At 42.2% G+C, this 1,897-nt stretch carries 1 protein-coding gene; it reads left to right on the forward strand.

The window, feature by feature from the left end; translation table 11 throughout:
* Positions 1-436 precede the first annotated feature (436 nt).
* Positions 437-1,825, forward strand: coding sequence for a group II intron reverse transcriptase/maturase (gene ltrA, locus KQ486_RS13870; protein ID WP_216687983.1), 1,389 nt, complete (start codon positions 437-439; stop codon positions 1,823-1,825).
* Positions 1,826-1,897: the final 72 nt, after the last annotated feature.

Below are 1,897 nucleotides of genomic sequence, written 5' to 3' on the forward strand. Positions count from 1 at the left end.
TTTTTTAAGTGCGCCCGGCATGGGCTATAACTTGGTGGTGAAAGTCCACTACAGGCTTGGCAGTAGGAACTGTTAGCCAATGGCAAGGGTGTCCACCGTGAGGTGGAATCTGAAGGAAGCCGGAGGCAAAATCCCGAGCTGACAAACAGGAACTGTATATAAGGCTGAATTGGAACGGACGAGTTTGCTTAACAAAACAAAGTCCAATACTGCCCGAGTTCCATACAGTAAATACAGCGGCTACATGGGAGGAAGGTTATAGCTCTTACCCGGGGAGGTCTTACAAGGGTTCCCGACAAGAGGGAAGGAATTTCCCACAGGAACAATCAAGGCAGTGATGCCCTGATGAATTGTAAGAAGTCAGCAGAAGCCATAGTAATCCTCATGGATGAAGGGCTGAACTTTAGTAATCTTGGAAACAGTGGAGGTGTAAGGAATGCAACAATCACAGACAACGCTTGAAGGCGACTACCCACAGGAGAATAGGATGGAGTCCGAAGGTAATGGGGGAGTGTGTAGTATTTCTTGCGGTGAAACTGAGAGAAAAGATGGTGTGTACAATCTTATTGATAAAATTGTGAGCCATGATAACTTGAATCGTGCTTACAAGAGAGTAAAGTCCAATAAAGGCTCAGCAGGTATTGACGAGATGGAAGTGGAACAACTCCTTGGACATTTAGTTATGAACAAGAAGTCCATTATCTCCCAAATAAGAGACGGTTCATACGAACCGAAACCTGTAAAACGTGTGCTAATTGACAAGGAAGATGGGTCAAAAAGGAAACTAGGTGTTCCAACAGTCACAGACAGATTTGTACAACAAGCCATTTCACAAGTCATAGAAATGGTGGTTGACCCAACTTTTTCTGACTTGAGTTTTGGATTTAGACCAAGAAGAAGTGCTCATGACGCCATGAAAAGAGCAAAAGAGTATTACGAAGACGGTTATCGTACAGTAGTTGATATTGATATGAAACAATACTTTGATACGGTAAATCACGATAAACTGATGTACCATGTCGAAGAACATATCAAGGATCCTACAGTCTTTCGTCTTATCCGTAAGTTTCTTAGAAGTGGAGTCTCGATAGATGGAGAAGTTTACCCGACTGAAATCGGATGCCCACAAGGTGGTAACCTTTCTCCAATACTAAGTAATATCTATCTTGACCAACTGGATAAGGAATTAGAGAAACGCGGGCACCGATTCATCCGCTATGCCGACGATTGTAACATTTACGTGAAATCAAAGAAAGCAGGCCATCGGGTGATGGATAGCGTAACCAAATTCTTGGAAAAGAAACTAAAACTTGTAGTCAATCGTGACAAAAGTGAAGTCGGAAGCCCATTGAAACGTAAGTTTCTAGGTTTCTGCTTACAAGTCACTAAGAAGGGCGTAGGCTTCCGCCCACACTTGAAATCAAAAAGAAAATTGGAGAAGAAGCTTAGACAACTTACCAAGCGCAATCGTAGTGGAAATATCCGCGATATCATCAAAGAAATCAATGAAGTAACAACCGGTTGGATTAACTACTATGGAATTAGCTATATGAAAACCTATATCAAAGCAATTAACCAATGGTTAAGACGCAGAATAAGGCAAATCATATGGAAACGCTGGAAAAAGGTCAAGACACGTTACAACAGTTTGCTTAAGCTTAATATCCCAAAACAGAAAGCATGGGAATGGGCAAATACACGAAAAGGATATTGGCGTATTGCAAATAGCCATATCTTGCATAGAGCAATTGGAATTAAAATTCTCAAGAAGATAGGTCTGAAAGACTTAGACATTCTCCTTGAGAAAGCACACTTAAGCTATTGAACCGCCGTATACTGAACGGTACGTACGGTGGTGTGAGAGGACGGAGGCTGGAAGCCTCCTCCTACTCGATTG

This window comes from Allobacillus halotolerans, from assembly GCF_018967645.1.
Lineage (GTDB): Bacteria > Bacillota > Bacilli > Bacillales > Alkalibacillaceae > Allobacillus > Allobacillus halotolerans.